Origin of the sequence: Maribacter sp. MMG018 (assembly GCF_018100785.1) — a bacterium.
In the GTDB taxonomy this organism is placed as follows: domain Bacteria; phylum Bacteroidota; class Bacteroidia; order Flavobacteriales; family Flavobacteriaceae; genus Maribacter.
The window spans coordinates 1,825,419-1,851,988 of record NZ_JAGJEC010000001.1; the positions used below are offsets into that span (position 1 = coordinate 1,825,419).

The window sequence follows — 26,570 nt, forward strand, 5'->3', positions numbered from 1 at the left end:
GGATACTAAATAGGGTTACGAGAAAATCACCGTTTTATTGTTGTAGACCATCGTTTTTCTTAATACATGTAATTTAACGGCTCTTGAAAGTACTATTTTTTCAAGGTCGCGACCCTTGCTTATAAAGTCTGAAATGGTATGGGTGTGCGATACGGTGGTGACATCTTGTTCTATGATCGGTCCGGCATCTAGCTCTTCGGTTACATAGTGGCTTGTTGCCCCAATAATCTTAACGCCCCTTTTAAAGGCAGCATGGTAAGGCTTTGCTCCGGCAAATGCGGGTAAAAAAGAATGGTGGATGTTTATAATTTTGTTAGGGTACTCATTTATTAATGTACTGCTTACTATTTGCATATATCTTGCAAGTACAATAAAATCTATCTTGTATTTCTTTAATAGGCTTAATTGCTTCGCTTCATCTTCTTCCCTGTTTTCCTTTGAAAAAGGAATGTGGAAATAGGGAATGTTAAACTGGTCCGCAATATATTTTAGATCGGGATGGTTGCTTAAAATAAATGGGATTTCTACTGACAGCTCACCAGAATTGAACCTGCTCAACAAATCATATAGACAATGATTGTATTTAGAGACAAAAAGTGCCATTTTCGGTTTAGATGAATCTGTATGTAAGCTCCATTTCATCTTATAGTTAGTGGCCAACTCTTTTTCGAAACTTTGTTTTAAGGGACCTAAATCGAAGCCGTCTCCCTCAAAATCGCTTTCTAGCCTCATAAAAAATACATCGTCAGATTTGTCAACATGTTGATCCAGGTAAATGATGTTGCCATCGTTAGCGTGTATAAAACTGGTGACAGAACTGATGATTCCCTTTTGGTCGGGACAATTAATAAGTATGACTACTTTCAAATCTTGAAGTTTTAGGCTTCAAAAATAACTCATAATATCATACAATATTGTGACTTGTATGCATTACCAGTTGAAGTGCCTAAAAATATTGATAAGCCGTATTACCTTAAAGATTTTTTCCATTTACGATAATGCTTCCTAAAGCTCTTTATTTCTGATCGTAGCAGATTAAGGTATTCTATTTCTTTGACCCCGTCTTTTTCAAGACCGGTACAATAAGAGTTTATATTTCTGATCATAATGTTTATGAACGAAATACTTTTTAAACGCTCGGTGCTGCACTTCGAGGATTCGGCAAGCGCAATTTTTTGAGGTATTAAAATACTGTCGGTTAAAATAGAGTTTGCCATAATATCCCGTAGGCTATTAGATTCGTATAGTCTAAGCAAATCTTTGTTGAATGTGACATAAGAAGCTATCTCCCTGCTAATTTTACAAAGTTCAAGGGCTTTTTTGTATACAGGAATATGTCTTAGATTTTTGTTTGACACGTTCAGTTCTATTTAATGGATGACCATATAAAATTACCACAGAATATTCATATTTGACTTTTGATTAGAAAGCTATTTTGTAATTTTGCTTTCGATACTAAATATTATTTTTAATTTAGGGTATGAGTGTAAAGATAGATGAGTTAAATTGGAGGATACTTCAAAAACTACAGAGTAATGCTAGAGAATCCTTTGCGAATATTGGTCGTGCAATCGGATTAACGGCACCGGCCGTTGGTGAACGTGTAAAAAAAATGGAGGATTTGGGTGTTATAAAGGGGTATCATGCAGAGGTTTCACATTCCCTTACCGGGCATCAACTACAGGCGATCGTGACATTAAGGGCTTTTATGGGGAAGTTAAAACCGTTCTTGGCTTTAGTACATACTTTTGATGAGGTCGTAAATTGTTATAGGATTACAGGAAACGAAAATATTGTAATGGAAGTGGTTCTCAAGGATCAATTTCATCTAGAAAGATTTATAGATAAGCTGATACAATATGGGGAAACCAGAACCAATATTGTTCTTTCTCAAGTGATTTCCAATGCCCCAATACTTAAAGTTAAGAGCGATTTATAGGGAGTTGTGATAATTGACGTAAGTTTAATCGGCCGATCTAATAAATTTATAACTCTATAAATGGTTACTTTTAGTCATAAGTTTTTGGCTAGATTTTTGATGTTCTCAATTATATGAAAAAATACGTATTTATATTTTCGCTGTTGTTGCCTCTTGTTACTTTTTCGCAACAATTAAAACTTGCTAAAGGAGCTGTTAACGATAGTTTGGTGGTAAATGGTACAGAAGAAACTTTTGCTCTTTATCTGCCATCATACTTTGAAATGTCTAAAACATGGCCCGTATTGTTTGTTATGGATATGAAGGGTAGGGCGAAACAAAGTATTTCTATGTTTAGGGAAGCGGCGGAAGAGGAAGGTTATATTTTGGCGGGGTCAAATAGTACGAGCGATACCTTAAGTCTTTCAGAAAATGTACTTGTTGCCAATAGAATGTTGAACGCTGTTTATCAAATGGTCCCTATACATAAAGAGCGTAATTATGTTGCGGGTATAGGCGATGGTGGTAGGTTTGCTTCTTTGTTGCCAACGTTTATAAAAGACATTAACGGGGTTATTGTCTGTGGCGCATCTATGGCTAATGTCGAAGTGCTCAGTTCTAAGAATCCGTTCTATTTTATAGGTATAGTTGGTAGGGGAGATTACAATTACCGAGAAGTGCTGCAAACAAAACAGGTGTTGGACAGGTTAAAGTTTTCTAATCTGGCCATGATTTTTGAAGGGGACCAACAGTGGGCACCAAATAGCGAGATTTCGCGGGCCTTAAGAATCTTTAGCTTGTCTGAAATGGCAAAGGGACATCTTGAGAAAAATGATAGTATTATCGAGAGTTTTTATAAAAGTTCTTTGATCAGGGCGAACAATTTATTTTCTGAAGGAAATCCTTTATTGGCCGATAACGTTTTAAAAAATACGATTCAGGTGTATCACCCCTTTGGCGATTTAGATTCCCTTAAGACCATCAGAAAATCATTACGTCGTAGTAAGGTTTACAAGGATGGAAAAAGGAATCAAAACAATTATTTTTTAAAAGAATCTTTGATAAAGGAAGATTATAATTATTACCTGGAAGAGGATATAATGACCTATAATTATAATAATTTGGGATGGTGGAATTTTCAAATGGAAGAACTGGACAAGATGAAGGAGAGTTCCAATAAGTTCGAAAAGAGAATGGGAAGTAGGTTAAGAGGCTATGTTAATGCTTTAATTTCCGATAATATTAATTTGATATCTGGCGATAAGGAGGTGGATGTAGAGGCGTTGAACTTTTTATACATGCTTAAGACGATTACGGAACCTAAAAACCCCGACGGTTACCTACATGTTATATCGCTGAGTTCTAAAATTGAAGATTTTGGTACGGCCTTGTTTTATTTAGAGGAGTTGTTAAAAACGGGATATAAAGATAAACAGAAGCTATATGCGTTAGAAGATACCGCTCTATTGCGGATTACCCCAGAGTTTAACGAGTTGGTATACAAATACCTAAAAGATGCGCGGTACGATGTAATTGAGGAATAGACCTTTTTGTTTATGGGTTGTATAGAATATATGTTGCTAATCGTTTGTCTTGCGGTATTTCTTTATAAGATGACAGTTGTCAATGTTAAACACGCAGATTGCGTATTTTTGTGGTAAATATTATGACAATGAGAATACATATATTGGCAACCGTTTTTCTGGTCCTATTTCTGATAGGTTGTAAGGGTGAAAAAAAATATCACGATGAGCAAAAAGATGTTCAGGTAGAGGTGGTAACAGATAAAATTGCGGATATACTTAAATTTCAACACCAGCTTAACGAAGACTTTAAAGACCCGGACAAATCCCCTTTGCCCGATAGGTATCGTAAAGATTTTGAAGGACTTGATTTTTTTGCTCCTGACACCAATTATATTGTACGGGCGCGTCTGGTCAGAACGCCCAGTGCCCTTCCTTTTTTAATGTCTACTACTGGTGGTGAAAAATCTAAAGAAATGGTATACGGAGTGTTGAAATTTACCTTGAACGGGAAAAATTTTGAACTTCAAGTTTATCAAAATGAAGAACTTATGTTAGAAGATGGGTATGAGGATTATCTTTTTCTGCCATTTTCAGATCTTACCAATGGAAATGAAACTTACGAGGGAGGCCGTTATTTAGATTTAAGAATTCCTGAGGGTGAGGAGATTACGATAGATTTCAATAGAGCCTATAATCCTTATTGTGTCTACAATAAGAAGTATTCGTGTCCTATCGTTCCACCGGTAAATAATTTGAAGACCAAGATTTTGGCGGGAGTCAAAAAATTTGATAAATAGTAAAAAACCCGACATTTATGTCGGGTTTTTAATGCTAAAAACTATAAAATCAATTGTGTAAGAATTCTTAAAAAGAATAAACAGCGGCCAAAACAAAGGAAGATAAGCTGCTCATAGCTTCTCCGTCACCATTTACGAATGTTGTGTCCTCTGAAGTGCTGTCCAATCTTAATTCTGGCTTAATGATCAAGTCACCTATTGTGGCACTACCTGTTAATGTTACGGCAAAGACACTGGCGTCACCGTCAGCATCAGAGGAGCCGATGGCACCAAAGAAATCGGTTTCGGTAAAGTACTCGCCCCTTAACCCGATAGTAAAAGTGTCGGATGTGGCTAACTGTGGGTATACCGCGACCCCTGCAAAACTGCCTATGTTGTCATCTTCATCTCCACTAAAATAAGCGGCGTTTAATCCAAGGAAAAAAGAATCGGACAAATCAAACCCACCTGTATAGTCTATTTCATATGAACCATTGTCTATCAATAGGTTTGCGTATTGTCCGCTGTAACCTAATTGTAGACCGTACGCATATTGCCCTGTTGGGTTAAACTCGGTCAAATCTGTAGGGTTCATCACGGCTAGCATCAAGCTGAAATCGTCTGATATTGCGAAATCTGCCTTTAGGCCTGTGTGTGAAAACGGACCGTAGGAGAACAGGTAAGATGTACTGTAGTTAAAGTTCGCTACCGGAGAAATTACTTCGTAACCTAAGAAAGTATTGAAGTTACCAAAAGTTAATGTAACGGCGTCCGATACGTTCCAGTAAGCATATAACTGGTTTACGATATCACCTGTTGCGGAATACATGGGGGAGGCGAATATGGCATCTGTACCTCTTGGGCCAAATACCAAGTCGGCTACAAATCCGACTTTTTCCCCTTCATAGGTTGCTACCACATTGGCCATGCCCAAAGCAAAACCGGGCAAGTTTGCAAATGAACTTCCTGGGGCTTGGGCGTCTACGCCGTTACCGGCATTTAGATTGGCTCTGTAATAAGCATCTATAGATCCGCTTAAACTGAACTTTGGAGAGGTTTCCTCTTCTTCTTGGGCAACGACTGCCGCAATAGAAAAAAGGAAAATTGTGCTAAAGATTAAATTTTTTACGAATTTTGTATTTATAATCATTTTCATAAGTTTAAATTTTAAATCCTGGGAGGGATTGTATTTAGAAAAATTATTTAGATTTTTTGAAGAGGTTATTGTACGGAGCGTTCTGCAAAACGCTCCGTTTTTATTTTCTTCTTATTTGTCGTTGGATATATGTTCAGGGTAACATTCTGTACCGTGTTCGGTTAAGTCCAATCCTTCGATTTCGTCGTTTTTAGAAACCCTAAGACCTATCGTTTTCTTCAATATGATCAACACTACGAAAGTGCAGAAAGCGGCCCAAAGAATATAGGCTAACGATCCATAGGTCTGCACCCATAGAAGTTTGGCTCCGCCACCATATAAAAGACCTCCGTCCAAAGCAAATAAACCTACGAGCACGGTGCCTAAAAAGCCACATGTTCCGTGAACTGAAATTGCTCCTACTGGGTCGTCTATCTTTAATTTCTTATCTAAAAACTCAATGGAGATTACTACTGCCAATCCACAAACAAGGCCTATTGCCAATGATCCATAAGCATTTACTGCACCACAACCGGCCGTTATGCCTACCAAGCCTGCAAGAGCACCGTTAAGTGTCATTGATAGGTCAGGTTTGCCATATCTTAGCCATGTAAGTACCAATGCTGAAATAGCACCGATCGCTGCGGCCAAATTTGTATTGATAATAACGCTTCCGGCGGCAATGGTATCATCTCCTCCCCATGCTAACTGGGATCCTCCGTTAAATCCGAACCATCCTAACCAAAGAATAAATACACCGAGCGAACCATACATCATATTGTGTCCGGGGAGTACTTTAACTTCACCATCTACATACTTTCCAATTCTAGGCCCCACCATTATAGCGGCTACTAAAGCGGCACCACCACCTACGGCGTGTACTACGGAAGATCCTGCAAAATCGACAAAACCGGCAGTGTTTAGCCATGCGTCGTCGTCAAATGGCCAGTACCAACTACCTGAAATCGGATAAATCAAGGTGGTCAATACAGCGGACAGAATTAAATAAGTGGAAAATTTCGTTCTTTCTGCTACAGCACCAGATACAATTGTGGCGGCAGTTGCGCAGAAAACAGTCTGAAAAAATAGGTTGTACCAATCTGTGGCGCTAAAAAAGAAATAGCCTTGATCAGATGGGCTAGATCTGAATAAACCTCCCAATACCAAGTCGCTGCCATACATAATGCCATAACCTACGGCCCAGAACATGATAGAACCTACCGCTAGGTCCATTATATTTTTCATAATTATGTTACCGGAATTTTTACTTCTGGTAAAACCAACTTCTACTAGGGTAAACCCAGCTTGCATAAAGAAAACCAAAATGGCGGCGATCGTTATCCATAACGCGCCCATATCTCCATTTATAGCCTCCAGCGCTTTATCCATCGATTCTTGTGTTACTTCAGTCATAATAAATTTTTTTAGTTAGTTGATTGGTTAATTGATTCCTGCTTGACCGCTTTCTTTGGTCCTAATACGATAGGCTTCAATAACATCTGAAACGAATATCTTACCATCTCCGACATTTCCGGAGTACGCTGCTTCTAAAATGGTGTCAACCGTTTTTTGTGTAAATTCATCGGATACGACTATAGAGAGATATCTTCTTTGAATATCTGTAGTGCTATACGATATGCCACGATATACATGACCTTGTTTTTCATTTCCAACCCCTGTTACGTCCCAGTAACTAAAGAAGTTGACCTCGATTTGATGCAATGCCGCCTTGACCTCGTCAAACTTGGATTTTCTGATAATTGCCTCGATTTTTTTCATTGTTCTAAATTGTTTTTGATGTCTCAAATGTATGTTAAAATATTTAACACCCTATTTTTTTAGGGGTGTATGATATGATTTTTATGTATATGTCAAATTATACCCTATAAAATTATAGGTATAAGTGTTTATTTGATGTTATTTTGAGAATGTAAGGGTGCGAAATTGTGGGTATAGGGGTGTAAATTGATAATTATGCAGTAATTAGCAAGTAATATTTGGTAATTGTTTAATAAATAGGTAAAAAGAGAATAAACTCTGTAATTTTAAAGAAGAAGTGTTGAAATGTTAGAATTATAACATTTTGCTGATCCATAGGCCTGCAGAAATGGCTAGGATGCCTAAGATTACACTAAATCCCACGTAAAGGGACATATATAGTATGGAGTGTTCTTTTAAGAGTAAGTTACTCTCAAGGGCAAAAGTGGAAAAGGTTGTAAAGCCTCCACAAAACCCAGTGGCCAACAATAGGGTTTGATTCTCTGATAAATAATTGTTCTTTAATGAAAGACCGATCAAGAGGCCGATTATTAAACAGCCAACGACATTTACTAAAAAAGTGCCTAAGTAAAAATTATGGTAATAGTTATTTAGGGATTTGGATATAATATAGCGAAGAAAACTGCCTATACCTCCACCCATAAAAATTAGTAAAAACTGTTTCATACCTTGTAAAGGTAAAAAACTATACAGCTTTCTTGTAGCTGGATGTAATTAAATCTATAGGGTAAATAACGGTATTTGTGCTTTCTGAAATATTGGCTGTAGGTTTTTTCATCTTTTTGCTTATATTTTTCATACTTGCAATGACCATAGCCACATTTAATCCTATTAATACCAGTAAAATTGTAAAGAATGTCATCATAACTAAAAGCCCCTTTATAGATGCATAACGCAAAATTACGCTATTTGTTATATTATACGAGGAAATCCTTTTTTTTGTTGTGAAAGCTTTAAGATTTGTGGTGAACGTAAAATATTGGCTATTTCTTAAAGAAATACTTAATACAAAAGAGGGTTATTATGAATATTATAAAGAATATTCCTACCCACTTAACACCTTTGTAATTTTTTTTGTGAAGTTTTAGGTCTTTTTTGTAAGTAAAGACAATAATAAAGAAAAAAGAGACTATAAATAGGATGGCAAAAACAATTTGTCCGGTGCTGAACATATTTTATATTTTTACGCAAAGCTAATCTATAAACTAGAATTACGTAAATGAAAAATAAAATCAATGCTGTTCAATTGTTTCACGAATCTTTTGGATTGGGAATTTCGCATGAAATGAAGGCAGATTTAGGTGAGGCAAAAAATAAATTGCGATTTAACCTGATGGATGAGGAGAATAAAGAATATCTAGAGGCGGCTACCAATAACGATATGGTCGAGGTCGCCGATGCCTTGGGCGATATGCTATATATATTATGTGGTACGATTTTGGAACATGGCATGCAATATAAGATAGAAGAGGTCTTTAATGAGATTCAAAAAAGTAATATGAGCAAATTGGGAGCGGATGGTAAACCCATTTATAGGGAAGATGGAAAGGTCTTGAAAGGGCCCAATTATTTTAAACCCGATATCGCCGCTATTTTAGAAAAATAAACGAAAATAGAAAAGGGCCTCAATGAGGCTCTTTTTTTATTCTGTCACTTTAAAACGCCAGCCATATTTATCTTCAGATTTATTGTACTGTATGTCAGTAATTAATTTCTTTAGTTTTGTGGCGTAGCTATCATTTAACTCTGGCAGGTCAAAATCTGTTTCGTTATACCCGAAACCTGCAATTGGGGATATGACCGCTGCCGTACCGGCACCGAACATTTCCTTAAGGGTTCCGTTTTTTGCAGCATCAACAACTTCGGTTACCGTAATTTTCCTTACTTCTGTTGGGATGCCGTTGTCTTTGGCTATTTCTAAGATACTTTTTCTTGTGATACCGTCCAGAATTCTATCACTTGTAGGCCCGGTGATCAAAGTGTCGTTGATACGGATAAATATGTTCATGGCGCCGGCCTCTTCAATATATTTATGCTCGGTGTCATCGGTCCATATAACCTGATTGTATCCTTTCTCTATAGCTAATTGAGTAGGGTAAAATTGACCTGCATAATTACCTCCGGCCTTTGCGTAACCAACCCCTCCGTTCGCGGATCTTGAGTAGGTCTGCTCTATCAATACTTTTACCTTTCCAGAGAAATAAGAACCGGAAGGGGCACATGCGATAATAAATTTGTATTCATCTGCAGGCGATGCATGAAAACCATTTCCAGATGCAAAAATAAAAGGTCTGATGTAAAGAGACGACCCATCATTGGTTGGAATAAACGCTTGGTCCAATTTTAAAAGTGTGGTGAGTCCTTCCATAAAATAGTCTTCCGGCAGTTCCGGAATGGCCATCCTTTTTGCCGAAATATTCAATCTCTTATAATTATCCAAAGGTCGAAACAAGAAAATATCTCCCTTCTCGTCCTTGTAGGCCTTCATACCTTCAAAGATAGATTGGCCATAATGGAATATTTTAGATGATGGATCTAGGGTTATTGGTTGATAGGGAACAATTTTTGGTGTTTGCCAAGAGCCATTTTTATAATCACAGACTAGCATATGGTCTGTAAATACAGAGCCAAATTTAAGATTGTCAAAGTCAACTTGGTCAATTTTAGAGGTTTTTGCCTTCTCTACTATAATGTTATTGATCTCGGTACTCATCTAAATTATAATTTAATTGATTAAAATTAATCAATTATCCCAATCGCCACTTCTTTTTTAGTTTAAAAATGACCAGTTTTGTAGTTCTAACTTAATTTTTATGCAATATGAAAGGTTTTAACATTTTGATCGTGTTTTTTATGATAAGTTTTGCCTGCATGGGGCAGGATACGTCTGTAACTAACTCTTTTGGAGAGAAGATAAATGAAAAGAATGCTATTAGCTCTGCCGCAATGAAAGAAAAATATACGGCCATGTCCATAGCAGATACCTTAAATACCAAGTTTACGGGCAAAGTACAAGAAGTTTGTAAGGTGAAGGGATGCTGGATGAAATTGAAGTTGGACGGTGGGGAAGAAACCATGGTAAGGTTTAAGGATTATGGTTTCTTTATGCCAAAGGATATCGAAGGTAAAAAAGTGGTTGTCGAGGGCAAGGCTTTTGTCGAGGAAATGAGTGTTGCCGACCAAAAACATTTTGCCAAAGATGGTGGTGCTTCAGAAACAGAGATAGCAAAAATTGTAAAACCTAAAAAAACATATGGGTTTGAGGCCAATGGTGTTTTGATATTGGAGTAGTTTGGAAAGGGAGATCATAACTACGGGAGACGGTTCCAAAACAATCCATATAAAAGATTGGGACGAGCAGTATCATTCTAAACATGGTGCCGTACAAGAGGCGTATCATGTTTTTATCAAGAATGGACTGGATTTATATAGAGACCAAGAACTTCGAATTTTAGAAATAGGTTTTGGTACGGGGCTCAACGCGTTTATAACCTTGTTAGAGGCGGAGGCAAGAAAACTGACCGTCAGTTATACAGGGGTAGAGGCGTACCCAGTATCGGAAGTGGAGATTCGGGAGTTGGACTATGTGAAAAAATTGGACGCTACCCCCCGTAGTAGAGAATTTGAATTGTTGCATAGTGTACCATGGAACGAAGAGGTAGAAATCAATAATTGCTTTTCGCTAACGAAGGAAAAGAAATTTTTTGACCAGATAGAGAATACGAACGATTTTGATCTTATCTATTTTGATGCTTTTGGCGCAAGGGTGCAACCAGAATTGTGGACAGTGCAAATTTTTGACAAGATGTATAAGTCTCTAAAGCAAGGTGGGGTATTGGTCACTTATTCCGCAAAGGGAAGTGTACGGCGCGCTATGCAAGAAGTAGGTTTTGTTGTAGAAAGATTACCGGGGCCTCCTGGAAAAAGAGAGATGTTACGGGCCTGTAAGTAGTTGCAATGTAGTTGTTTGAGGTTAAAATTTCTTAAAAATCAATTCGCAGTGTTAAATCGGCATTAAACATGCTATGTCCCTTCTTGTAAACCGATATCTTTGTCGTATGAAGATATTGATAACTGGGGCGACAGGAATGGTTGGGCAAGAATTGGTATCCCAATGTCATGAAAAAGGATACGACGTCAATTTTCTGACGACAAGCAAAAATAAATTGGTTTCAGAACCAAATTATAAGGGATTTTATTGGAATCCCGAAAAAAAGGAAATTGACCTAAGATCCTTTGAGGGGGTTTCGGCAATTATAAATTTGGCGGGTTCCAGTATCTCAAAACGTTGGACCAAACAGTACAAGAAAGAGATTCTTGCCAGTAGAGTCGATTCTTTGGATACTTTGTTGTTGGGTATATATCAACTTCAAAGACACAATATTAAAACTATTGCTACGGCATCGGCAATAGGTATTTACCCCAATTCACTTTCCAATTACTACACAGAAGAGGAAAACAATGTAGACGATGGTTTTTTGGGTATGGTGGTTAAGAAATGGGAAGAAAAGGCGGATGAGTTTAAAAACTTGGGACTGACGGTTGCTAAAATTAGAATCGGATTGGTGCTTTCGGATAAAGGTGGCGCCCTGCCAGAAATGGCAAAGCCTGTTAAGAATTATATAGGGGCTGCTTTTGGTTCTGGTCTTCAGTGGCAATCATGGATACACTTGTCGGATTTGGCGAGGATTTTTCTGTTTGTTGTAGAAAATGAAATAGCCGGTGTTTTTAATGGGGTATCGCCAAACCCTGTGACCAATAGTAGATTGGTGAAAGAAATTGCCAAGGTGATGGAGCGCCCGTTAATTCTGCCAAATGTTCCGAGGTTTGCTATGAAAGTTGTTTTGGGCGAGATGTCAGAGTTGTTATTTGCTAGTCAGAGAGTTAGTAGTAAGGCAATCGAGGAAGAAGGTTTCTTGTTCCATCATCAGAACGTATGTTCTGCACTAGAAAATATATATGGTAACAGCAGTGATGAGAGGTCACACAATACGGCTAAAGACTATGTTTCATAATCCTGCTTAAAAATACTTTAGTATCTAAGAATCCGCTTTTGGCGGATTTTTTTATAAACTTTGGTGACATTTTGACATTTTTAGAGATTTGGCAGTACTTTTGCCGACTCAGATTCTGAGATTATTATATTAAAGTAATAGAAATGAGCGATAAAGATAAAATCGAAAAAATAGAAGAGGAAGAATTAGAGCAAGAACAAGAATTAGGGCAACAAGAAGAATCGGAGCAAAAAGATCAAGATGTTAATGATGGAGAAGACGCTCAAGAACAAGAAGAAAACGAAATGACAGAAGAAGAGCGTTTACGGGAAGAAGTCGGAAAGGAAAAAGATAAATTTTTAAGACTTTTTGCAGAATTCGAAAACTATAAAAAACGTACATCAAAAGAAAGAATGGAGTTGTTTAAGACGGCAGGGCAAGAGGTAATTGTGTCTCTTCTGCCTGTTCTGGACGATTTTGATAGAGCCTTAAAAGAACTTTCCAAATCTGAGGATAAAGAAATGTTCAAGGGTGTTGAACTGATTAGAGGTAAATTTAGAGAAACGCTTAAGTCTAAGGGGTTGGAAGATGTTGAGGTTAAAGCAGGAGATGCCTTTGATGCGGATATTCATGAGGCGATTACCCAAATTCCCGCACCTGATGAAAAAATGAAAGGTAAGGTCGTTGATGTAATCGAAAAAGGCTTTAAGTTGGGAGATAGAATTATAAGACACCCAAAAGTTGTAGTAGCAAACTAAAAAAGCAATATGAAGGAAGATTTTTATGAAATTCTGGGTGTAAGCAAAAATGCATCTGCGGCAGAAATAAAAAAGGCCTATAGAAAAAAGGCCCTGCAATACCATCCGGATAAGAACCCAGGGGATACTAAAGCTGAGGAGATGTTCAAAAAATCTGCCGAGGCTTATGAAATCCTTAGTGACCCCGATAAAAAAGCGAAGTACGACCAGTTTGGCCACGCTGCATTTGAAGGCGGTGGCTTTGGTGGTGGAGGTATGAACATGGATGACATTTTCAGCCAGTTCGGTGACATATTCGGAAGCGCTTTTGGTGGTGGAGGCTTTGGTGGTTTCAGCGGTTTTGGCGGTGGACAGCGTAGGGTAAAGGGAAGTAATCTGCGCATTAGGGTGAAACTTACCTTAGATGAAATAGCCAATGGAGTAGAGAAAAAGGTTAAGGTAAAGAGAAAGATACAGGCAGAAGGGGTTACTTATAAAACTTGTACTACCTGTAACGGAAGAGGCCAGGTGACCAAGATCCAAAATACAATTTTAGGAAGAATGCAAACGTCTGCCACTTGTAGTACTTGTGGTGGTAGTGGGCAGATTCTGGATGGTAGGCCAAGTGGTACGGATGCACAGGGTTTAAAGGTTGTAGAGGAAACGGTCTCTATAAATATTCCGGCCGGTGTAGAAGAAGGTATGCAGTTAAAAGTGCCCGGAAAAGGTAACGATGCACCTGGTAATGGAGTACCTGGTGATTTATTGGTCGCAATAGAAACCCAAGAACACCCTACCCTTAAGAGAGAAGGGGATAACCTGCACTACGATCTTTACATTAGTATTTCAGAAGCTATTCTCGGTACATCTAAAGAAATTGATGCCGTTGGAGGTAAAGTGAGGATTAAGTTAGAGTCAGGGATTCAGTCTGGTAAGATCCTAAGGTTACGGGGCAAAGGTATTTCTAGTTTAAATGGTTATGGAAGTGGCGACTTGTTGGTGCACGTAAACGTTTGGACACCAAAAGAACTTAATAAAGAACAGCGAGATTTCTTTGAACGTATGCAGGGGAACGAGAATTTTGAACCCAAACCGGAAAAATCGGATAAATCGTTTTTTGAAAAAGTAAAGGATATGTTCTCTTGATTTTCAATAAGTTATGTTTTTAAATAAAAAACGTATATTTGAGATAATATTGGGAGACCGATATTAATTTTCTTTTTCATAGCAATTTTTTTCCCATCCTTGATTCTTTTTTAAGGGTGGGTTTTGTTTTTATAACTGTTTAGGCAAGTTTTTGCCAAAAAATAAGGGCTTCGAAAATGCTTTGAAAACAATTCAATATCTTTGAACAAATTGCTTACATGAATAATATTTTGGTAGCGAAAAAGGTCACCAAAAAGTATGGTGATCATACTGCCCTTCAAAATGTTTCTATAGAAATTCCAAAGAACAGTATATACGGTTTATTGGGGCCTAACGGTGCAGGTAAGACAACATTGATCCGGATTATAAATCAAATCACATATCCGGACCAAGGGGAGGTCTTGTTTGAAGGAGAGCCTTTGAGACCGGAACACATAGCTAAAATTGGATATCTGCCAGAGGAACGGGGACTTTATAAAAGTATGAAGGTGGGGGAGCAGGCTCTGTATTTGGCCCAATTAAAAGGATTGTCCAAAAATGATGCTAAGCAGAAATTAAAATATTGGTTCGATCGTTTGGAGATTGGGGATTGGTGGAACAAAAAGATCCAAGAACTTTCAAAGGGAATGGCACAAAAAATACAGTTTATCGTGACGGTTTTGCACGAACCAAAACTGCTTATTTTCGATGAACCTTTTAGTGGTTTCGATCCCATTAACGCAAATATTATCAAAGACGAGATTTTAAGGTTGAAAGACAGCGGAACCTCTATAATATTTTCTACCCATAGAATGGAATCCGTAGAAGAATTATGTGAGTATATAGCCTTGATCCATAGATCTGAAAAAATATTGGACGGTAGGTTGTCCGATATTAAGAAAGCATATAAGAACAATATATTTGAAGTGGGGATAGAAGCTGCGGAAACAGAAAATTTATTGTTTGAGCTAAAGGATAAGTTTAAGGTGCTTTCCTCTGATGTTGATACCGAAGAGAATCAGTTGAATTTTTCGGTACAGTTGCCTTCGGGAGATTCTGGAGCGCTGCTTAATTTGTTGGGCACCAAGGGGAACATCAATAGCTTCATAGAAACGATTCCTTCCACAAACGAAATTTTTATACGAACCGTAGAAAACAAAGGTATTGCACATGAGTAAGCTACCATTGATCATTAAGCGCGAATATTTGGCGAAAGTCAGAAACAAGTCTTTTGTGATAATGACTTTTCTGAGCCCTATTCTTATGGTGGGTATGATCGTGCTTATTGCCTATTTGACCGAATTAAACGATAATGAGAAGAGAATCATAGCCGTGTTGAACGAAAGTGATTTTTTTAGCAATGAATTTTTAACTTCGGAAACAACGTCTTATGTCAAGTATAAAGATATTTCCCTCGAAGAGGCGAAAGATTCTACAATGAATATGGGCTACTATGGCTTGGTCTATATACCAGATGAGGACAACTTGCAGAAAGTGGCACAACGTTCTTTTTTCTACAGTAAAGAATCTCCTAGTACGACCGTTCTGGAAAAACTTGAAAGAATTTTTAAAGAACGTCTAAGGCAAGAACGCTTACGTGAACTGGGAATATCGGCCCGTGATTATGCCGAAATGGATAGTAAATATGAGCTGAACATATCAACTTTTGATGGTGAGCATAATTTAAAGGGCCTTAACGAGATCAAGGCGGTAATTGGTGGTGGTTTCGGGTATTTGATCATGATGTTCATAATCATTTATGGAGGGTTTGTAATGCGAAGCGTTATTGAGGAAAAAACGAGCAGAATTATAGAAGTGATCATTTCTTCCGTAAAACCTTTTCAGTTGATGCTGGGTAAAATTATTGGCACCTCTTTGGCCGGAATAACCCAGTTTGCCATATGGATCGTTTGTGGAGGTATATTACTGTTCGTGGCAATGGCCATTTTTAATATAGAACCTTCTACCCTTACAGATAGTGGGGTGAGCGGTGGTATAGGAAATGGAGCCAATCCTATTTTGTCTTCTGCCGATACTACCATGCAATTGTATGCGCAAGAAATCTTCGATATTCCTTGGGCCATGTTACTGTTCTTCTTTATGGTATATTTTGTTCTAGGTTACCTGATATATAGCTCTATTTATGCGGCTATCGGGGCGGCCGTGGACAACGAAACAGATACACAACAGTTTATATTTCCGATAATATTGCCGTTAATGTTGGCTATTTATGTGGGCTTTTTCTCTGTATTCAGCAATCCCCACGGACCCATAGCAGTAGGCTTCTCCCTTTTTCCTTTAACATCGCCTATCGTTATGCTAATGAGGCTTCCCGGAGGCATTGGAGAAGGTGGTGTTCCAATTTGGCAATTGGTATCCTCGATCTTGATTTTAATAGCTACCTTTATTGGTATTGTTTGGTTGGCGGCAAAAATTTATAGGGTAGGTATACTTATGTATGGTAAAAAACCTAGTTATAAAGAATTGCTTAAATGGCTTAAGTACTAAATATGGCTCAAGAAGAGGCTGAAAAAATCAAAGAGATTATAGAAGATAACATCTGGGGGTCTATTAAGGATTTTTTAGAACTTGGATTTAGATTCACCAATGGGGATAAATCTATCAACATTACCATTGGCCTATTGCTGTTGTTGATAGCAGCCTTTATTGTAAGCAATTTTTTATTGGGATTGGTACGTAAGTTCTTCACGCGGAAAATGGAGAGCGATGATAAGTTGAAGTTTATTAGCGTCTTCAAGTTTATCAAGTATGTGGTATATATTGTCGTAGTACTCATTACCATGAGTGCGGCGGGTATAGATATTACCATTCTTATTACCGCTTCCGCTGCATTGTTCGTTGGTCTTGGCCTGGCCTTGCAAGAATTATTTCAAGATATTATTGGAGGTATTTTTATTATCATAGATAAATCTTTAAGAGTAGGTGATATTATAGAGATAAACGGTAGGGTGGGTAAAGTTTTTGAAATTAAACTTAGAACCACCAGGGCAATAACCAGAGACGATAAGGTTATTATTATTCCTAACCATCATTTTATAAGCGATATAATATATAATTACACCCAAAACCATAAAACTACGCGCGAGAATATAAAAATAGGGGTGGCCTATGGTAGTGATGTGCAGTTGGTGACCAAGATTTTAGAGACCGTAGTAGAGGGCCATAGAGGTATTTTAAACAGTCCTAAGCCTTTTGTTACCTTTGATGATTTTGGTGATTCCGCATTACTTTTTTCCTTAAACTTTTATATAGGGGATAGTTTTTCCGACCCAAGAATAAAAAGTGAGTTGCGTTATAAAATAGATGCCGAGTTTAGAAAGAATAATATTAGCATACCTTTTCCGCAAAGAGATGTGCATATCTACCAAAAAAAATCTTCTCAGTGATGACGAAAACTATGATTGTGAATGAGAAATAAAGGAAAGCTACTACTTTATTTGCTTTTAATGGCATGTTATCTAGGTATTTCCCAAACTCCCGATGTTTTTAGGGCAGAATATATGTTGATGCCGCGCAACAGCTCTAATGTTGAAACATCTAGGATAAAATTGTTGGCAAACATACCTATTCCGGTGAGGGATAAAAAAGATTTCATTATTATAGGTAGTGAGTATAATAGGTACAACTTTGAGGTGCCGGAAGGATTGTTTGAAAATTCTGATGATCTGAAAAAACTACATGTGTTGGATATTAATCTGGGCTATGTCTATAAAATGACCGAAGAATGGCGGTTGGTAGGGGTGGTGACCCCCAGATGGTCATCTAATTTTGTGGATGACCTGCAAGAAGAAGATTTCAATATTAATTATACGGCTGGGGCCTATCAAGATAAAAAAAATGTGGATAAGCCTTATAAACTGGTCTTGGGAATATCCTATAACTCTAGTTCCCCTGTGCAGGTACCATTGCCCGTGCTATATTTTGAAAAAAGATTTCACCCCGATTGGGCGTATGTATTGGGGGTTCCGAAATCGGGGCTCAAGTATTTTACCCCAAAAGGACATTTTTTTCAAGCCGAGTTGTTCGTAGATGGTTATTATGTCAATATTCAAAATGATATTTTACTTTCGGGAAACAATTTGTCGACAGATATTTCACAAACGGCATTATTATTGGCATTGGGTTATCAGTATAAAATAACAAAAGATATGTCGTTATACTTTGTAGGAGGACACACCCTTTTTCAGAATGGGGCTTTAAGAGACGACGAGAGAAAAGATATTTTTACGTTGAACGATGAGGCCGGATTGTATTTTAGAACAGGTTTTCGAATAGGAATTTAAAGATAAATTATGTCAAAGATTTTAGTAATAGAGGATGAAGCTGCTATTAGAAGGGTTTTGGTTAAAATTCTTTCAGAAGAAAATAGTGGATATACCCTTGAAGAGGCCGAAGATGGACTTAAAGGCCTAGAGGCTATAAAGGGCAATGATTATGATCTTGTGCTGTGCGATATTAAAATGCCAAAAATGGATGGTGTAGAAGTGTTGGAGGCAGCCAGAAAGATCAAGCCAGAGATTCCCTTTATTATGATTTCTGGTCATGGAGATTTGGATACCGCCGTAAATACGATGCGTTTGGGAGCCTTTGACTATATATCAAAACCGCCCGATTTAAATAGGTTGTTGACAACGGTACGAAATGCCTTGGATAGAAAGAGTTTGGTCGTTGAGAATAAACACCTGAAAAAGAAAGTAAGTAAGAACTATGAGATGATCGGTGAGAGTGAAGAGATTACCATTATCAAAGACATGATCGAAAAGGTAGCACCAACAGATGCACGTGTACTGATCACAGGTTCTAACGGAACTGGAAAAGAACTGGTCGCACATTGGATTCATGAAAAAAGTGCACGTAGTAAAGGACCTTTTATTGAGGTGAACTGTGCGGCGATTCCCTCAGAATTAATAGAAAGTGAGCTTTTTGGTCATGTAAAAGGAGCTTTTACCTCCGCCGTAAAAGATAGGGCCGGAAAGTTTGAGGCCGCCAATAAGGGAACTATTTTTTTAGATGAAATAGGTGATATGAGCCTTTCTGCACAGGCAAAAGTGTTACGTGCTTTGCAAGAAAGTAAAATATCAAGAGTAGGTACCGATAAAGATATAAAAGTTGATGTACGCGTTGTAGCCGCCACAAACAAAGACCTTAAAAAGGAAATTGAAGAAGGCAAATTTAGAGAAGACCTTTACCATAGGTTGGCCGTTATTCTTATAAAAGTACCTTCGTTGAACGATAGGCGAGATGATATTCCTCTTTTGATAGAACATTTCTCTAAAAAAATAGCGGCAGAGCAAGGTATAGCAATTAAAAAGTTTTCGGATAAGGCGGTAGAATTGCTAAAAACCTATGATTGGACCGGTAATATTAGGGAGCTCAGAAATGTAGTGGAGCGTCTTATTATTCTAGGGGGCAAAGAAGTGTCAGAAGATGATGTAAAGCTTTTTGCAAGTAAGTAATACTAGTGAAAAAGTAATTACTTGGTCTCACAAGTGCCAATTTTAACAAGTGCTTTGGCCGTAATTTCTTTTGTTCTTAGGTAGTAATATTTTTTTCCTTCAGACAGGTCGTCCCTAAGAAGTTCGTTTTGGCATTGGTCTATGATGTCTACTACAAAAGCTCTTGCTTCCTTACAATTTACCGTTTCCACTACCTTGTTTAGCGAGTTTTTATATTTCGCCAAAGAGCTGTCGATTTTGTTGTAAATAGTAGGTGTGGGTTTTCTCTTTATTAAAGTAGCCTCATTGTTGGTGCTGGTAGAGTTTATAGCTATTAAATCTTTCTTTTCTTTATTTTGATGTAAATGGTGGTCTTCAAGAGCGTTTAAACTTCCCATTATGTTCTCTAAAGACTTTAAAAGCAAGATCCGTGTACTGTCCAAATCGGTGGCCTTGGTCGCCAGTTTTAGGTTTGATAAACCTCTTTTTAAGTCTTGTATGGCATATTCACAACCACATTCAGTCAATTTTTCTTGTGACTTTTCAATAGCATTTATGGCTTTGTAGGCATGGTAGCGCACAATGTTGATATCAGAAATGTCAAGGGCTTTTTCTGTTTGGTTCTTTGCAAAGTCGATATTGGCACCTGCATATTGGCACTCACTACCAGTCTTAAAAGACGAGAAAAGAAAGATAGAAAATACGCAGCATAAGACTATGTAGTACTTGTTCATCTGTATTGTAGGTTAAAGTGTAAAATATGGGACTTTTACAATGGTAAAATTAATAATAGATTTAGTTTAGGAACAACTTTTTCGATATGTCACATTGAAGAGTCGTTTATTGGGGTAAATGGTCCATATCATCAGCTGAACTGTTATTTTTTTAACATTTAAAGTGTAGTTCAACGATATATACTTTATATTTCCTTTATGGATTATATAAAAACTGATAAATATAGGGTCGCAGATAGTGTGAAAATTTCTGAAGTACCTACCTATGAGGATTTCGGTAAATCCGAAAAGCGATTAAAAAAAGATTTAAGCAAAATAAGAAGAGAGCTGGGTGAATTTCAAGATACACTGTATGCGCATAACAAGTATAGCGTACTTATATGTTTACAGGGTATGGATACGGCTGGTAAAGACAGTCTTATTAGAGAAGTCTTTAAAGACTTTAATGTAAGAGGGGTTCAGGTTCATAGTTTTAAGGTGCCAACAGAACTGGAGTTGGACCATAACTATCTTTGGCGCCATTATTTGGCGTTACCTGCAAAAGGTAAATTTGGTGTGTTCAATAGAACGCACTATGAAAATGTTCTGGTTACTAGGGTTCACCCAGAGTATATTTTAAACGAGAGAATACCCGGTATACATGAGGTTGATGATATTGACCAAAAATTCTGGGACAAACGTTTTGAACAGATCAATAACTTTGAAAGGCACCTACATGAAAACGGGACTATAATCTTTAAATTTTTCCTTCATTTGTCAAAAGAGGAACAGCGGCAAAGGTTGTTAAGAAGGCTGGCAGTAAAGGAGAAGCACTGGAAATTTTCTCCCGGAGATTTAAAAGAAAGAAAACTATGGGACCGATATCAATATTGTTACGAAGAGGCCATTAATAATACCACCAAAGAACATGCGCCTTGGTATATTGTACCATCGGACAGTAAAAAGGCAGCAAGGGTTATCGTTGCATCTATTTTGCTTAAAAGGTTAAAAAAATACAAAGATATAAGGGAGCCTATGTTGGAAGATAAAATATTGGCTAATTTAGTTGACTATGAAAACCAATTACAGAGCGAGAAGAATGATTAGATTAGTTGTTTTATGTGTGTTGCTTTTTCAATTTGGATACTCTCAAAGTACCGACGAAGAACAACTCGATAAAATTTATAAAACAGCACTTACGCAGGGCAAATCATATGATTGGTTAAATTACCTGTCCAATCAGATAGGGGGTAGGCTGTCCGGCTCTATACAGGCGCAGCAAGCCGTTGATTATACCAAACAAGAATTAGATTCTTTGGGGCTCGATCGTGTATGGCTACAACCCGTAATGGTGCCCAAATGGGTACGGGGTACACCGGAGTTTGCTTATTTTGAGACCTCTCCGGGTGTTACTACCGATGTACCTATCGTAGCTTTGGGCGGTTCGGTGGCTACTCCTCAAAAGGGAATCAAGGCTGAGGTCGTTGAGGTGCAGGGGGTAGAAGAATTGGCCAAATTGGGTACAGAGAAAATAAAGGGAAAGATAGTTTTTTTTAATAGGCCTATGGACCCTGCTCAGATTAATACTTTTACAGCTTATTCCGGTTGTGTGGACCAAAGATATGCCGGAGCTAAAGAAGCTGTTAAATATGGAGCCCTAGGGGTGATCGTAAGGTCTATGAACTTGCGTTTGGACGATTATCCGCATACGGGCAGTATGTCGTATGGAGATTTACCGGTGAGCGAGAGAATACCTGCGGCCGCTATTAGCACAAATTCAGCAGAGCTTTTAAGTACAGCTCTTAAATTGAATCCGAAAATCCAGTTTTATTTTAAGCAAAACTGCAAACAGTTCGATGATGTTAAATCGTACAATGTGATCGGTGAAATAAAAGGTAGTACCCATCCCGATGAAATTATTGTAGTTGGAGGGCATTTAGATTCTTGGGACCTAGGGGATGGATCTCATGATGATGGTGCAGGTTGTGTTCAGAGTATGGAGGTTTTGCATTTGTTCAAGAAATTGAACTATAGGCCCAAAAGAACCATTAGGGTGGTCTTGTTCATGAACGAGGAGAATGGATTGCGAGGTGGTAAAGAATACGCAAAAGTGGCAAAGAACAATAAAGAGAAACATATTTTTGGTCTGGAAAGCGACTCTGGAGGTTTTACGCCCAGGGGATTTTCTTTTGACGGGCCGGATGCAGCTTTTGAAAAGATATTGGGTTGGAAAAAACTTTTTGAACCTTATCTAGTTCATATGTTCGAGAAAGGCGGCAGTGGTGCCGATATTGGGCCTCTTAAGAACGATGCTATAATGTTGGCAGGTCTTAGACCGGATTCGCAGCGTTATTTTGATTATCATCATGCAGAGAACGATACGTTCGAACATGTAAATAAAAGAGAATTGGAACTTGGCGCGGCGTCAATGGCGGCGTTGGTTTATCTGGTCGATAAATATGGAGTATCTGCCCAATAGACGGGTGTAGCTCTATTCTTGTAGAAGGTTAGGGAAGAATGTAGTAGACGATAAACTCCTAACTTTTCCATACCTTTGCGCCTCATTTAAAAATAGTAAAATGGAAGACGGAATTTATGCTAAGTTCAATACCACCAAAGGTGAGATATTGGTAAAACTTACTTATGATAAGACACCTGGAACAGTTGGTAATTTTGTGGCCTTGGCCGAGGGTAAAAGAGAAAATTCAGCCAAACCTATTGGAGAGCCCTATTACAATGGATTGAAATTTCATAGGGTAATCCCTGATTTTATGATTCAGGGCGGATGTCCTTTAGGAACGGGAACGGGAGATGCAGGATACAAGTTTGATGATGAGTTTCACCCTGAGTTAAAGCATGATGCCCCAGGGGTACTGTCTATGGCCAATGCCGGTCCCGGAACCAACGGAAGTCAGTTTTTTATAACTCATGTGCCGACTCCTTGGTTAGATGGTAAACATACTGTTTTTGGTAATGTTGCTTCTGGGCAAGAGGTTGTCGACAAGATTGAACAAGGTGATGAGATAGAATCGTTAGAAATAGTAAGGGTAGGTGAAGAAGCCCAGAAATGGGACGCAATGAAAGCCTTTGAAAAATTTGCTTCTTCAAGAGAGGAACGTTTGGCGGCGGCTAAAGCTGCGCAAGAAGAGGCATTGAATAAAGTAGCTGCCGGTTTTGAAAAAACCGAATCGGGTCTTCGCTACAAGTTGATTCAAAAAGGTGATGGTGTAAAAGCTGAAAAAGGAAAAAAGGTATCGGTACACTACGAAGGATCCCTCTTAGATGGTCAGGTTTTTGACTCTTCATATAAAAGAAATGCACCTATAGATTTTCAGTTAGGCGTAGGGCAAGTGATTCCTGGATGGGATGAAGGTATAGGGTTGTTACAGGTAGGGGATAAAGCCCGTTTTGTAATTCCTTCCGATTTAGCGTATGGTAGTGCCGGTGCAGGTGGAGTAATACCTCCGGATGCTACATTGATCTTTGATGTAGAGCTAATGAACGTGGGGTAGACCTTAGTTTTTTAAGACAAAAATATATAACACCTTGATAATTTTTATCAGGGTGTTTTTATTTAGCCTTGTTTAAACTAAAGAGCAACAAGGCAACATTTAGAACTACTAGTAATAAAATGATAAATAGAAAAATAGTCATATGGTCAAATTAAGGTTATGGCCTGTTTTTTTAATAGAAACAGCCACACCTTAAAAAACCCTACTTTTCAATAAAAGAATTAATGTTTTTTACGAATAATACTAGCAGCTAAGATGGCAACGTTCAATAACACAAGAAAAAGTAGAACTCCAAGAAATGTATTCATAGGTCATTTGAATTAATTAGATGGGGGAAGTCTAAGTTTATGATTAAGATTCAAAACCTATAAAAGGTTGCGTAAAAAATTTAAAAAATTCTTCAGCGGATTTTTTTCAATAAAAAACCCGAACATATCTGTCCGGGTTTTTAGAACTATAAAAAAGTTAAATCGTTACCTAGTCAACAACTTTCACATTAACGGCGTTTAATCCTTTTTTACCTTGTTGTAGTTCAAATTCTACAACATCACCTTCTCGAACTTCATCGATTAAGCCAGAAATGTGTACAAAATGATCTTCGTTTGAACCATCTTCAGTGATAAAACCATAACCTTTGGAATCATTGAAGAATTTTACTGTTCCTTTACTCATAATAGAAAAATTATATATTAATTAAAGCGCGAAGATAGTGTTTAAATATTTAATAGATAGTATTTTATAAAGTTATATTATGAGGTGAACGATTTGTTAATGACCATTATTTCAAACTTTTACCGTTTACGCGGTAGGGTCGGGGGTCATTCTTAGATATGGTTTTACCTCGTCTACTCCTTTTTCAAACATTTCCTTAGCTTCTTCGGTCGGTATGGCCGGGCTTACCACTACATCTTTTCCATGTTCCCAATTAGCCGGTGTCGCTACTTTATGATAAGCGGTTAATTGTAAAGAATCTATTACCCTTAATAGTTCATAAAAATTACGGCCTGTAGAAGCAGGATAGGTAAGAATCAATTTTACGGTTTTGTCCGGAGCTATAATAAATACAGAACGTACTGTTAAATTGTTGTCCGCATTGGGGTGGATCATATCATAAAGGGTAGATACCTTTTTGTCCTCATCCGCAATTATCGGAAAATTTACGGTCGTATTCTGTACTTCGTTGATGTCTTTGATCCATTCTTTGTGCGAAGCGGCTCCATCAACGCTCAATGCTAACATTTTAACGTTCCTTTTGTCGAACTCGGGCTTAAAGTTTGCCGCCGTACCCAATTCTGTAGTACATACAGGGGTGAAATCTGCAGGGTGCGAAAATAAGATACCCCATGAATCTCCTAAGTAGTCATATAGGTTTATCGTACCCATAGAACTGTCTGCTGTAAAATCCGGTGCTTTGTCACCTAATCGTATTGTTGCCATTTTATTTGAATTTAATTACCCTACAAATTTAGTAGATTATCATGGATCTTGTTGTTCTCTATGGTTAAAAGTCTATTAAAGTTTATATTTGAAGAATGGAAGATCTTGAATATTTGCGCTATCCCATTGGACATTTTGAATGCCCCGATGAGGTAACGGAAAATAATATTGATGCTTGGATCTCGGATCTGGAGGCCTTACCGGGCAAACTTCGAGGATTGGTGACGGGCTTAACGCAGGAGCAGTTAGATACATCTTACCGTTCTGGTGGGTGGACTGTGCGACAAGTGGTGCATCATATTGCCGATAGCCATCATAATAGTTATACCAGATTTAAGTGGGCCTTGACCGAGAACGAACCTTTGATCAAGGTATACCAAGAGAAAGAATGGAGCTCTCTGCAAGATGCTAAAACTGCTCCTATAGAGTTGTCTTTGGTTTATTTGGATGCCTTGCATGCAAAACTTGTTTTTTTGTTAAAAAACCTGACGCAAGAAGAGTTAGAGAAGGTTTATTACCATCCTGAGGGGAACACAAGGGTTTCTGTAGCACAAAATATAGGCAAATACGCATGGCATGGTAACCATCATATGGCCCATATTGGTAATTTGTTGAAAAGAAAAGGTTGGTAGTTTAAGAAGCCTTCCATTTTATATTACAACCAATACTTGGTTTTTGTAGTTCGTTAATTTTGGTTCCTTGTATCAGTGAATCCATGGCCGCACTTAAATCGGAACCGGTCAAATCGATACCGTTTCCTGGTCTAGAATCGTCCAGCTGGCCTCTGTACACCAACTTCATGTCCGAATCGAACAAATAAAAGTCGGGGGTACAAGCGGCATCGTACGATTTGGCTACTTCCTGTGTTTCATCATACAGATAAGGAAACGTATATCCTTCTTCCTCGGCTTTTAATTTCATCAAATGCGGTGCATCTTGGGGATACTTTTCAATATCATTACTTGAAATAGCAACAAACTTTATCCCTTTCTGTTGGTAAATTTTGGCCAATTCAGAGATTTTGGGGTTTACATGAACAACAAAAGGGCAGTGGTTACAGATAAACATTATTACGGTGCCCTTTGGCCCTTTTATCTCGTTCAGTTCGATCATTTGGTCACTAACAGTATCTTTTATTTTAAAATTGGGGGCTATGGTTCCCAATTTTAACATGTTGCTTTCGGTTCTTGCCATTTTGTGTGTAAATAAATTCAAAGTTATAATAAAATGATAATCTATTGTTATTTATGGCGGCTTGCTCGCCTTAACGATTATCGATATAGGTTATATTATAGAGAGAAGAGGTGCATGCAACGTGCCTGTAGTTTATATGTATTGAGCTCTTAGTCAGGGGGTATGAAAATAAAGAATTGTTGATGTCAATGAATAGGGGGTGGTTTCATTAGAAAAATATTATCTTGGTATTTGTCTCCATTGGAAACGATATTTTTTGGGGACAAAT

The 26,570-nt window shown here is 37.9% G+C and carries 29 protein-coding genes; 18 read left to right on the forward strand and 11 right to left on the reverse strand.

Features of this window, described 5'->3' with window-relative positions:
- Window positions 1-15: 15 nt before the first annotated feature.
- Window positions 16-867 carry a formyltetrahydrofolate deformylase gene (gene purU / locus J8L85_RS07840; RefSeq protein ID WP_211016103.1) on the reverse strand — a complete coding sequence of 284 codons (852 nt, stop codon included), beginning with the start codon at window positions 865-867 and terminating at the stop codon, window positions 16-18.
- A gap of 101 nt (window positions 868-968) precedes the next feature.
- On the reverse strand, window positions 969-1,217 hold the full coding sequence (locus tag J8L85_RS18005; RefSeq protein WP_247656579.1) for a hypothetical protein: 249 nt from the start codon (window positions 1,215-1,217) through the stop codon (window positions 969-971).
- Window positions 1,218-1,480: 263 nt separating this feature from the next.
- Between J8L85_RS18005 and J8L85_RS07850 the strand changes: the two genes are divergently transcribed.
- The 3 genes from J8L85_RS07850 (at window position 1,481) to J8L85_RS07860 (ending at window position 4,241) form a co-directional block, all read left to right on the forward strand.
- Window positions 1,481-1,939 carry an Lrp/AsnC family transcriptional regulator gene (locus J8L85_RS07850; RefSeq protein WP_211016108.1) on the forward strand — a complete coding sequence of 153 codons (459 nt, stop codon included), beginning with the start codon at window positions 1,481-1,483 and terminating at the stop codon, window positions 1,937-1,939.
- A 113-nt stretch (window positions 1,940-2,052) separates the two neighbouring features.
- Window positions 2,053-3,462, forward strand: a complete 1,410-nt coding sequence (locus J8L85_RS07855; RefSeq protein ID WP_211016110.1) for an alpha/beta hydrolase — start codon at window positions 2,053-2,055, stop codon at window positions 3,460-3,462.
- A gap of 128 nt (window positions 3,463-3,590) precedes the next feature.
- A complete protein-coding gene (locus J8L85_RS07860; RefSeq protein ID WP_211016112.1) occupies window positions 3,591-4,241 on the forward strand; it encodes a DUF1684 domain-containing protein in 651 nt (216 codons plus the stop codon).
- Between the two features lie 67 nt (window positions 4,242-4,308).
- Here the strand turns inward: J8L85_RS07860 and J8L85_RS07865 are convergent, their stop codons facing one another.
- The 4 genes from J8L85_RS07865 to crcB all read right to left on the reverse strand — a co-directional run bounded on the left by J8L85_RS07865 (window position 4,309) and on the right by crcB (window position 7,800).
- The gene (locus J8L85_RS07865) at window positions 4,309-5,376 is read right to left on the reverse strand and encodes an outer membrane beta-barrel protein (protein ID WP_211016114.1); all 1,068 of its coding nucleotides are present in this window, start codon (window positions 5,374-5,376) and stop codon (window positions 4,309-4,311) included.
- 111 nt (window positions 5,377-5,487) lie between these two features.
- On the reverse strand, window positions 5,488-6,768 hold the full coding sequence (amt, locus tag J8L85_RS07870) for an ammonium transporter (protein WP_211016116.1): 1,281 nt from the start codon (window positions 6,766-6,768) through the stop codon (window positions 5,488-5,490).
- A gap of 27 nt (window positions 6,769-6,795) precedes the next feature.
- Window positions 6,796-7,134 (reverse strand): P-II family nitrogen regulator, encoded by a 339-nt coding sequence (locus J8L85_RS07875; protein WP_211016118.1) that lies wholly within the window; start codon window positions 7,132-7,134, stop codon window positions 6,796-6,798.
- A gap of 294 nt (window positions 7,135-7,428) precedes the next feature.
- Entirely contained in the window at window positions 7,429-7,800 is a 372-nt protein-coding gene (gene crcB / locus J8L85_RS07880) for a fluoride efflux transporter CrcB (RefSeq protein ID WP_211016120.1), read from the reverse strand.
- Window positions 7,801-8,353: 553 nt separating this feature from the next.
- Between crcB and J8L85_RS07885 the strand changes: the two genes are divergently transcribed.
- Window positions 8,354-8,740 (forward strand): nucleoside triphosphate pyrophosphohydrolase family protein, encoded by a 387-nt coding sequence (locus J8L85_RS07885; RefSeq protein WP_211016121.1) that lies wholly within the window; start codon window positions 8,354-8,356, stop codon window positions 8,738-8,740.
- 36 nt (window positions 8,741-8,776) lie between these two features.
- On the opposite strand, the gene J8L85_RS07890 is transcribed toward J8L85_RS07885, so the two are convergent.
- The gene (locus J8L85_RS07890; protein ID WP_211016122.1) at window positions 8,777-9,847 is read right to left on the reverse strand and encodes a branched-chain amino acid aminotransferase; all 1,071 of its coding nucleotides are present in this window, start codon (window positions 9,845-9,847) and stop codon (window positions 8,777-8,779) included.
- A 107-nt stretch (window positions 9,848-9,954) separates the two neighbouring features.
- On the opposite strand from J8L85_RS07890, the gene J8L85_RS07895 reads away from it, so the two are divergent.
- The 10 genes from J8L85_RS07895 to J8L85_RS07940 all read left to right on the forward strand — a co-directional run bounded on the left by J8L85_RS07895 (window position 9,955) and on the right by J8L85_RS07940 (window position 19,467).
- Entirely contained in the window at window positions 9,955-10,425 is a 471-nt protein-coding gene (locus tag J8L85_RS07895) for a DUF4920 domain-containing protein (RefSeq protein WP_211016123.1), read from the forward strand.
- A 1-nt stretch (window position 10,426) separates the two neighbouring features.
- The gene (mnmD, locus tag J8L85_RS07900; RefSeq protein WP_211016124.1) at window positions 10,427-11,086 is read left to right on the forward strand and encodes a tRNA (5-methylaminomethyl-2-thiouridine)(34)-methyltransferase MnmD; all 660 of its coding nucleotides are present in this window, start codon (window positions 10,427-10,429) and stop codon (window positions 11,084-11,086) included.
- 106 nt (window positions 11,087-11,192) lie between these two features.
- The gene (locus J8L85_RS07905) at window positions 11,193-12,149 is read left to right on the forward strand and encodes a TIGR01777 family oxidoreductase (protein WP_211016125.1); all 957 of its coding nucleotides are present in this window, start codon (window positions 11,193-11,195) and stop codon (window positions 12,147-12,149) included.
- 143 nt (window positions 12,150-12,292) lie between these two features.
- Window positions 12,293-12,886 (forward strand): nucleotide exchange factor GrpE, encoded by a 594-nt coding sequence (locus J8L85_RS07910; RefSeq protein ID WP_211016126.1) that lies wholly within the window; start codon window positions 12,293-12,295, stop codon window positions 12,884-12,886.
- Window positions 12,887-12,895: 9 nt separating this feature from the next.
- Window positions 12,896-14,011, forward strand: a complete 1,116-nt coding sequence (gene dnaJ, locus J8L85_RS07915) for a molecular chaperone DnaJ (RefSeq protein ID WP_211016127.1) — start codon at window positions 12,896-12,898, stop codon at window positions 14,009-14,011.
- Between the two features lie 218 nt (window positions 14,012-14,229).
- Window positions 14,230-15,168 (forward strand): ATP-binding cassette domain-containing protein, encoded by a 939-nt coding sequence (locus tag J8L85_RS07920; RefSeq protein ID WP_211016129.1) that lies wholly within the window; start codon window positions 14,230-14,232, stop codon window positions 15,166-15,168.
- Window positions 15,161-16,498 (forward strand): ABC transporter permease, encoded by a 1,338-nt coding sequence (locus tag J8L85_RS07925; protein ID WP_211016131.1) that lies wholly within the window; start codon window positions 15,161-15,163, stop codon window positions 16,496-16,498. The genes J8L85_RS07920 and J8L85_RS07925 overlap by 8 nt, the downstream gene beginning before the upstream one ends.
- A 2-nt stretch (window positions 16,499-16,500) precedes the next feature.
- Window positions 16,501-17,397, forward strand: a complete 897-nt coding sequence (locus J8L85_RS07930; protein WP_211016133.1) for a mechanosensitive ion channel domain-containing protein — start codon at window positions 16,501-16,503, stop codon at window positions 17,395-17,397.
- Between the two features lie 21 nt (window positions 17,398-17,418).
- A complete protein-coding gene (locus J8L85_RS07935) occupies window positions 17,419-18,294 on the forward strand; it encodes a DUF6268 family outer membrane beta-barrel protein (protein ID WP_211016135.1) in 876 nt (291 codons plus the stop codon).
- A 9-nt stretch (window positions 18,295-18,303) separates the two neighbouring features.
- Window positions 18,304-19,467, forward strand: coding sequence for a sigma-54 dependent transcriptional regulator (locus J8L85_RS07940; RefSeq protein WP_211016138.1), 1,164 nt, complete (start codon window positions 18,304-18,306; stop codon window positions 19,465-19,467).
- A 17-nt stretch (window positions 19,468-19,484) separates the two neighbouring features.
- On the opposite strand, the gene J8L85_RS07945 is transcribed toward J8L85_RS07940, so the two are convergent.
- Complete coding sequence (locus tag J8L85_RS07945; RefSeq protein ID WP_211016140.1) at window positions 19,485-20,180, reverse strand: hypothetical protein; 696 nt, start codon at window positions 20,178-20,180, stop codon at window positions 19,485-19,487.
- 198 nt (window positions 20,181-20,378) lie between these two features.
- On the opposite strand from J8L85_RS07945, the gene J8L85_RS07950 reads away from it, so the two are divergent.
- The 3 genes from J8L85_RS07950 (at window position 20,379) to J8L85_RS07960 (ending at window position 23,671) form a co-directional block, all read left to right on the forward strand.
- Window positions 20,379-21,266, forward strand: coding sequence for a PPK2 family polyphosphate kinase (locus J8L85_RS07950; protein WP_211016142.1), 888 nt, complete (start codon window positions 20,379-20,381; stop codon window positions 21,264-21,266).
- Complete coding sequence (locus J8L85_RS07955; protein ID WP_211016144.1) at window positions 21,259-22,638, forward strand: M20/M25/M40 family metallo-hydrolase; 1,380 nt, start codon at window positions 21,259-21,261, stop codon at window positions 22,636-22,638. The genes J8L85_RS07950 and J8L85_RS07955 overlap by 8 nt, the downstream gene beginning before the upstream one ends.
- A gap of 100 nt (window positions 22,639-22,738) precedes the next feature.
- A complete protein-coding gene (locus tag J8L85_RS07960; protein WP_211016146.1) occupies window positions 22,739-23,671 on the forward strand; it encodes a peptidylprolyl isomerase in 933 nt (310 codons plus the stop codon).
- A gap of 477 nt (window positions 23,672-24,148) precedes the next feature.
- Here J8L85_RS07960 and J8L85_RS07965 read toward each other — a convergent pair whose 3' ends face one another.
- Both J8L85_RS07965 and J8L85_RS07970 read right to left on the reverse strand, forming a co-directional pair.
- Entirely contained in the window at window positions 24,149-24,343 is a 195-nt protein-coding gene (locus J8L85_RS07965) for a cold shock domain-containing protein (protein WP_013304911.1), read from the reverse strand.
- Window positions 24,344-24,469: 126 nt separating this feature from the next.
- Window positions 24,470-25,108 (reverse strand): peroxiredoxin, encoded by a 639-nt coding sequence (locus J8L85_RS07970; protein WP_211016148.1) that lies wholly within the window; start codon window positions 25,106-25,108, stop codon window positions 24,470-24,472.
- Between the two features lie 95 nt (window positions 25,109-25,203).
- Here J8L85_RS07970 and J8L85_RS07975 point away from each other — a divergent pair, with 95 nt between their 5' ends.
- Complete coding sequence (locus J8L85_RS07975) at window positions 25,204-25,740, forward strand: YfiT family bacillithiol transferase (protein ID WP_211016150.1); 537 nt, start codon at window positions 25,204-25,206, stop codon at window positions 25,738-25,740.
- Between the two features lies 1 nt (window position 25,741).
- On the opposite strand, the gene J8L85_RS07980 is transcribed toward J8L85_RS07975, so the two are convergent.
- Window positions 25,742-26,302 carry a thioredoxin family protein gene (locus J8L85_RS07980; RefSeq protein WP_211016153.1) on the reverse strand — a complete coding sequence of 187 codons (561 nt, stop codon included), beginning with the start codon at window positions 26,300-26,302 and terminating at the stop codon, window positions 25,742-25,744.
- Between the last annotated feature and the right edge of the window lie 268 nt (window positions 26,303-26,570).

Coding starts and splice junctions, on each gene's coding strand:
- J8L85_RS18005 (WP_247656579.1), bottom strand. CDS start 1,217: ATGGCAAACTCTATTTTAACCGACAGTATTTTAATACCTCAAAAAATT.
- J8L85_RS07850 (WP_211016108.1), top strand. CDS start 1,481: ATGAGTGTAAAGATAGATGAGTTAAATTGGAGGATACTTCAAAAACTA.
- J8L85_RS07855 (WP_211016110.1), top strand. CDS start 2,053: ATGAAAAAATACGTATTTATATTTTCGCTGTTGTTGCCTCTTGTTACT.
- J8L85_RS07860 (WP_211016112.1), top strand. CDS start 3,591: ATGAGAATACATATATTGGCAACCGTTTTTCTGGTCCTATTTCTGATA.
- J8L85_RS07865 (WP_211016114.1), bottom strand. CDS start 5,376: ATGAAAATGATTATAAATACAAAATTCGTAAAAAATTTAATCTTTAGC.
- amt (WP_211016116.1), bottom strand. CDS start 6,768: ATGACTGAAGTAACACAAGAATCGATGGATAAAGCGCTGGAGGCTATA.
- J8L85_RS07875 (WP_211016118.1), bottom strand. CDS start 7,134: ATGAAAAAAATCGAGGCAATTATCAGAAAATCCAAGTTTGACGAGGTC.
- crcB (WP_211016120.1), bottom strand. CDS start 7,800: ATGAAACAGTTTTTACTAATTTTTATGGGTGGAGGTATAGGCAGTTTT.
- J8L85_RS07885 (WP_211016121.1), top strand. CDS start 8,354: ATGAAAAATAAAATCAATGCTGTTCAATTGTTTCACGAATCTTTTGGA.
- J8L85_RS07890 (WP_211016122.1), bottom strand. CDS start 9,847: ATGAGTACCGAGATCAATAACATTATAGTAGAGAAGGCAAAAACCTCT.
- J8L85_RS07895 (WP_211016123.1), top strand. CDS start 9,955: ATGAAAGGTTTTAACATTTTGATCGTGTTTTTTATGATAAGTTTTGCC.
- J8L85_RS07905 (WP_211016125.1), top strand. CDS start 11,193: ATGAAGATATTGATAACTGGGGCGACAGGAATGGTTGGGCAAGAATTG.
- J8L85_RS07910 (WP_211016126.1), top strand. CDS start 12,293: ATGAGCGATAAAGATAAAATCGAAAAAATAGAAGAGGAAGAATTAGAG.
- dnaJ (WP_211016127.1), top strand. CDS start 12,896: ATGAAGGAAGATTTTTATGAAATTCTGGGTGTAAGCAAAAATGCATCT.
- J8L85_RS07920 (WP_211016129.1), top strand. CDS start 14,230: ATGAATAATATTTTGGTAGCGAAAAAGGTCACCAAAAAGTATGGTGAT.
- J8L85_RS07925 (WP_211016131.1), top strand. CDS start 15,161: ATGAGTAAGCTACCATTGATCATTAAGCGCGAATATTTGGCGAAAGTC.
- J8L85_RS07930 (WP_211016133.1), top strand. CDS start 16,501: ATGGCTCAAGAAGAGGCTGAAAAAATCAAAGAGATTATAGAAGATAAC.
- J8L85_RS07935 (WP_211016135.1), top strand. CDS start 17,419: ATGAGAAATAAAGGAAAGCTACTACTTTATTTGCTTTTAATGGCATGT.
- J8L85_RS07940 (WP_211016138.1), top strand. CDS start 18,304: ATGTCAAAGATTTTAGTAATAGAGGATGAAGCTGCTATTAGAAGGGTT.
- J8L85_RS07945 (WP_211016140.1), bottom strand. CDS start 20,180: ATGAACAAGTACTACATAGTCTTATGCTGCGTATTTTCTATCTTTCTT.
- J8L85_RS07950 (WP_211016142.1), top strand. CDS start 20,379: ATGGATTATATAAAAACTGATAAATATAGGGTCGCAGATAGTGTGAAA.
- J8L85_RS07955 (WP_211016144.1), top strand. CDS start 21,259: ATGATTAGATTAGTTGTTTTATGTGTGTTGCTTTTTCAATTTGGATAC.
- J8L85_RS07960 (WP_211016146.1), top strand. CDS start 22,739: ATGGAAGACGGAATTTATGCTAAGTTCAATACCACCAAAGGTGAGATA.
- J8L85_RS07965 (WP_013304911.1), bottom strand. CDS start 24,343: ATGAGTAAAGGAACAGTAAAATTCTTCAATGATTCCAAAGGTTATGGT.
- J8L85_RS07970 (WP_211016148.1), bottom strand. CDS start 25,108: ATGGCAACAATACGATTAGGTGACAAAGCACCGGATTTTACAGCAGAC.
- J8L85_RS07975 (WP_211016150.1), top strand. CDS start 25,204: ATGGAAGATCTTGAATATTTGCGCTATCCCATTGGACATTTTGAATGC.
- J8L85_RS07980 (WP_211016153.1), bottom strand. CDS start 26,302: ATGGCAAGAACCGAAAGCAACATGTTAAAATTGGGAACCATAGCCCCC.